The sequence below is a fragment of the bacterium genome, assembly GCA_035703895.1.
Lineage (GTDB): Bacteria > Sysuimicrobiota > Sysuimicrobiia > Sysuimicrobiales > Segetimicrobiaceae > Segetimicrobium.
On sequence record DASSXJ010000022.1, the window covers coordinates 1 to 4,768 of the forward strand.

Below are 4,768 nucleotides of genomic sequence, written 5' to 3' on the forward strand. Positions count from 1 at the left end.
GGGGGAAGCATCATGAGCCAATGGACCGAAGCAGAGCGCATTCAGGAGGGGGCGCGCATCCGGCGCCAGGTGTTGGGCCCTGCCTATGTGGACCGGGGCAAGACGGAAGCTCAGGCCGATCCATTTTCCCAGCACTTCGTCGACTTCACCACGGAGCACTGCTGGGGCAATGTCTGGGTTCGTCCCGGCCTGAGCCTCAAGACGCGCAGCATGCTGAATCTCGCCATGTTGAGTGTCATGGCGCGTTGGCATGAGCTGGAGGTGCACGTGCGCGGCGCGCTCAACAACGGGGTGACGGAGGAGGAAATCGCCGAGATTCTCCTGCAGGCGGGCGTCTACGCTGGTGTCCCGATCGCCGCCGAGGGGTTCCGGACCGCCAAGCGCGTCATTGATGAGTATCGGAAAGAGCAGAAAGGCTAGCCGCGCGCCGCGATCTGGCAGTGGGGAGGTGAGCATTGGTGACTGATGCGTATACCATCTACGCCGTCCAGTACGCGTCGCGCCAGGCCAGGTCCAACGAAGTCTTCTATGGGGATTTTCACGATTCCCCGTTGCCGATGGCGTACTTCGTGTGGGTCATCACCAATCCAAGCCGGACGGTGGTGGTCGATATCGGATTCACAGTGGAGAGCGGCCGCAAGCGCGGCCGCCAGATGGGCCGGCCGATCGATCAGGGGTTGAGGCTCCTCGGCGTCGATCCGACAGCAGTCGAACACATCATCCTTACACACGTGCATTATGATCACGTCGGGAACCACGCCCTCTTTCCGCGCGCCACATTCTGGATCCAGGACGAGGAGATGCGGGTCTTCACGGGCCGGTACGTCCGCTTCTACCCGTATAACCAATTGGCGGAAGCCGACGATATCTGCGCATTGGTTCGGCTCAACTACGATGGACGGCTGCGCTTCGTCGACGGCGACAAGGAGGTCTGGCCGGGGATTAGCGTGCACAGGGTCGGCGGCCACGCCCCGGGACTCCAGGTCGTGCGAGTCTGGACCAGCCGTGGCTACGCTGTCATCGCCTCTGACGCCATGCATTACTATCGGAACTTGGAGGCGCACATCCCGTTCTATCTCACTCATCACGTCGGCCAGGCTCAGGATGCGCTCGACCGGGTGATGGAGTTGGTCGACTCACCCGCATTGGTGTTTCCTGGTCACGATCCGAGCGTTTCAGATCGCTTCGAGCATGTCCAGGACGGCATTGTGCGCCTGGGCTGAGCCGCCGGGACGGGCGTTATTCGTCGTCTCCCAGATCAGGATTGTTGGCCTGAATCGCCTTCAGCAGTTCGCCGGCCATCTTCGCGTCGAGGCGCCGCACGATCTCGTATTCGCGCATCGCCCCGTCCTTGTTCCCCATGGCCAGATAGGTTCGCGCCATGTACTCGTGGGGGTTTGGATTGTCTGGTGCCAAGCTGATCGCCTGCTTGTAGGCGTCCAGGGCCATGCCGTACTGCTGCGCCTTCCGGCAGCTATGTCCCAAGTTGTTCCAGGCTGCGGCAAACTTCGGCTCGATGCGCACGGCCTGCTTGTACGCCGCGATGGCGAGAAACCACTTCTTCTCCTTTGCGTACATCACTCCTTGGTTGAAGAGGGTCCTCGCCTGCGGGTTGATCTGATCGGAGAGCGAGGAGACCGTAGACCCGCCGCCACCGCCGGTTGATCCACCCCCGGTGGATCCGCCGCCCCCGGTTCCCCCGCCCATCCCGTCGTGGGCGAAGGTCCCAACGGCCGACACGGCGACGGCTGCAGCGAGGGACGCAACAAGCAGACCGCCCTTGAGCGCGAACCCGATCCTGTTCATTTCCCGCACCTCGGGCCTTGAGATTCCGGGCCACGCGCGGACGGGCCCGACACCCTGACCATGCCCGAAGGCTGTCACGCGTCGGTCACGGCGATGTACCAAGTGGCGACGCTTTCACGTTGAGCCGCTGCCCCACCCGCTCTCCGAGATAGGCCCCCTGGCGCACGAGGGTTTCCTGCAAGGCGGGCACGGGCACCACGCGCGGCGGGATCTTGTGAAATGCGGCGAGCGCCGCCGCGGTCCCGGCCGCCTGCCCCATCGCAAACGCTGGCGGCATCACGCGGACGGCGGCCAGCGCCTCGTGCGTGGCGGAGAGCGACCGGCCGGCGACGAGCAGCTGTTCGATCCGGAGCGGGACGAGCGACCGGTACGGGATCTGATAGATGTTGGCCGTCTTCCACTCGCCCGTCGCCCCGCCGCCGTCGTCGGTCGGGCTGTGGATGTCGACCGGGTAGCCGGCCAACGCGATGACGTCCTCGAACTCGCGCCCCTCCGCCAGGTCCTCGAGCGTGAGCGTGTACTCTCCCTGGATCCGGCGGGTCTCCCGCACGCCGATCTGGGTGGCCGTGTCGAGCAGTTCGACGCGTTCGAACCCCGGCAGCCACTTGCGGAAGAACGCCATCAGCGCCCGGACCTGCCGCCGGCCCTCGATCTCCGCCTGGGTCAGATCCCGCGCGTCGGTACCGTAGCGCCGCTGGATCCGGGTCGTGTTGATCCGCCACACCCCGGGGTCGAGGGTCCGGTACATGCCGACGCCGCGGCGGGGGATCGGGAACTCTCCGCGATCGCGGGCCTGCTGCACGAGCGAGGCGAACGGACGGTGATCGTCCGGGTGCGCCCGCACGTACGCCTCGACCCGCTCGTCGTCCACGTTCGCGACGCGGAAGAAGAGCGTCATCGGCTGTGTGAGCCCGTCGCCCGCCCGGCCGATCTGAAACGGGACGCCGGCCCGGGCCGCCACATCCGCGTCGGCCGAGCAGTCGACGGTGACCGAGGCGCGGAGCGCCTGGAGCCCCGACTTGTTGGCCGCGACCACGCCGGTCACGACGCCGTCCTGGACCGTCGTGTCCACGACGAAGGTGTGCAGCAAGAGCTCGACGCCCGCCTCGAGACACATCTCCATCGCCACCATCTTGACCGCCTCGGGATTGAACGGCGTCACCTTGTCGTGTCCGTATACGATGAAGCCGCAGTACGCGGTGCCCGAGGCGATCTTCGAAGGATGGAGCGCCCCCCCGATCCGCTCCATCCTATGTATTATCTCTTCGAAGATCCCCTTGATGAGCTGCGTCCGTCCATCGAGGCTGTATGAGGTCATGCAGGGGCCGACGAGGCCGGCCGTGAGGTTGCCTCCCAGAAAGCCGTACCGCTCGACGAGGAGCGTGCGCGCTCCATTGCGCGCGCTTGCGATCGCCGCGGCGAGTCCCGCCGGCCCGCTCCCGACCACCATCACGTCCGCGGTCGCCGCGACGGGCAGGTCCTTCTCGTATCGGATCGATGAGGGCATGTTCCTCTCCTCCATTTAGGTCGGCAGCACGGTCGACAATCCGGCGGCATCGCGCATGCTGAATTCGATCTCCTGCATCACCTCATCCGGCAGGCGTACCCCCGACGCTCCCGCCGCCTCCGTGATCTCCCGGGGAGTGCGGGCGCCGACGAGTGCTGTCGTGACGACGGGATGCGCGAGCACCCAGGCCAGCGCGAGCTGCGGCAGCGTGACGCCGCGTCGCTGCGCGATCGTCGCGAGCCGCTCCACGACGTCGAGGTTCCGGCCCAGGTGCTCGGGGGTGAGCAAGGCCTGACCGAAGAGCGTGCCTGCGGCCCGCCAGTCCGTCGGCTCGAACACGTTCGACCGGGTGAGGGTCCCGGTGAGCAGGCCGTGGGCGAGGGGACCGTACGCCATCACCCCGCACCCGAGCGCCCGGCACACCCCAAAAGTCTCGCGCGCCCAGCGTTCATCGAACAGGCTGAAGCTGACCTGGCTGGCTGCGAGGGGCACGCCGCGGAGCCCGGCCGCGCATGCGCGGAGCTGGGCCGCGTGGAAGTTCGAGACGCCGACGAAGCACGCCTTGCCGGCCCGGACGAACTGCTCGAGCGCGCCCGCGGTCTCTTCCATCGGCGTGCCCGGGTCCGGCCAGTGGATGAGGTACAGATCGACGTAGTCGGTGCCGAGCCGCCTGAGGCTTGCGTCGATCTGCGCTTCCAGGTTGCGCCGGCCGCTGTCGCGGCCCGTCACGACGCTCTTGGCATCCCACACCAGCCCGCCTTTGGTGACGATCGCGACATCCTTTCTCCGGCCCTCGAGGCCGCGTCCCAGCAGCTCCTCGGCGTGCCCGTTCCCGTATGACGGCGCCGTATCGAAGCAGGTGACGCCGGCATCGCATGCCGCGCGGATGGCGTCCAGCGCGGCGCGGTCGTCGCTCGGGCCGTACCGCGCGCCGCCGATCGGCCACGTCCCGAGTCCGATCGTGGAGATCGTCAGCGATGTGGTGCCAAACGCGCGATGTTCCATGACGCTCCCTCCCCTGATGTGTCCGTTACTCGGACACGATGCGCGGGTCGAGGTAATCGCGCAGCGTGTCGCCGAACTGTCCGATCGCGATCACCACGAGGCTCAGGGCGATTCCCGGCATCGTCGAGATCCACCAGGCGCTGCTCAGATAATTTCTGCCGTTGGCGATGATCAGCCCCCAGGACGGGTGGTCGGGCGGCGCCCCGAGCCCCAAGAAGCTCAGCGAGGCCTCGGCCAGGATGACGAGGCCCATCTCGACGGTCGCCACGACGATCAGCGGGGTCACCGCGAAAGGGACGAGGTGGCGCGACACGAGCCGCGCGGCGTCGACCCCGGTGGCGTGCGCCGCCATGACGAACTCGCGCTCCTTCGTCACGAGCGTCGACGCCCGGGCCACCCGCGCAAAGGTGACCCACCGGGTCACGGACAGGGTGATGATGACGTTCGCGA

General features: G+C 67.0%; 6 protein-coding genes. 2 read left to right on the plus strand and 4 right to left on the minus strand.

Annotated elements, in window-relative coordinates:
* Positions 1–12 precede the first annotated feature (12 nt).
* Both VFP86_01620 and VFP86_01625 read left to right on the plus strand, forming a co-directional pair.
* Positions 13–420 (plus strand): carboxymuconolactone decarboxylase family protein, encoded by a 408-nt coding sequence (locus VFP86_01620; GenBank protein ID HET8998324.1) that lies wholly within the window; start codon positions 13–15, stop codon positions 418–420.
* 38 nt (positions 421–458) lie between these two features.
* Positions 459–1,223 carry an N-acyl homoserine lactonase family protein gene (locus VFP86_01625; protein HET8998325.1) on the plus strand — a complete coding sequence of 255 codons (765 nt, stop codon included), beginning with the start codon at positions 459–461 and terminating at the stop codon, positions 1,221–1,223.
* 16 nt (positions 1,224–1,239) lie between these two features.
* Here VFP86_01625 and VFP86_01630 read toward each other — a convergent pair whose 3' ends face one another.
* The 4 genes from VFP86_01630 to VFP86_01645 form a co-directional block, all read right to left on the minus strand.
* A complete protein-coding gene (locus tag VFP86_01630; protein ID HET8998326.1) occupies positions 1,240–1,806 on the minus strand; it encodes a tetratricopeptide repeat protein in 567 nt (188 codons plus the stop codon).
* A gap of 85 nt (positions 1,807–1,891) precedes the next feature.
* Positions 1,892–3,313, minus strand: coding sequence for an FAD-dependent oxidoreductase (locus VFP86_01635; GenBank protein HET8998327.1), 1,422 nt, complete (start codon positions 3,311–3,313; stop codon positions 1,892–1,894).
* A gap of 15 nt (positions 3,314–3,328) precedes the next feature.
* A complete protein-coding gene (locus VFP86_01640) occupies positions 3,329–4,318 on the minus strand; it encodes an aldo/keto reductase (protein ID HET8998328.1) in 990 nt (329 codons plus the stop codon).
* A 25-nt stretch (positions 4,319–4,343) separates the two neighbouring features.
* On the minus strand, positions 4,344–4,768 hold a 425-nt coding region (locus VFP86_01645; protein ID HET8998329.1), incomplete at its 5' end, for an ABC transporter permease.

Coding starts and splice junctions, on each gene's coding strand:
- VFP86_01620 (HET8998324.1), top strand. CDS start 13: ATGAGCCAATGGACCGAAGCAGAGCGCATTCAGGAGGGGGCGCGCATC.
- VFP86_01630 (HET8998326.1), bottom strand. CDS start 1,806: ATGAACAGGATCGGGTTCGCGCTCAAGGGCGGTCTGCTTGTTGCGTCC.
- VFP86_01635 (HET8998327.1), bottom strand. CDS start 3,313: ATGCCCTCATCGATCCGATACGAGAAGGACCTGCCCGTCGCGGCGACC.
- VFP86_01640 (HET8998328.1), bottom strand. CDS start 4,318: ATGGAACATCGCGCGTTTGGCACCACATCGCTGACGATCTCCACGATC.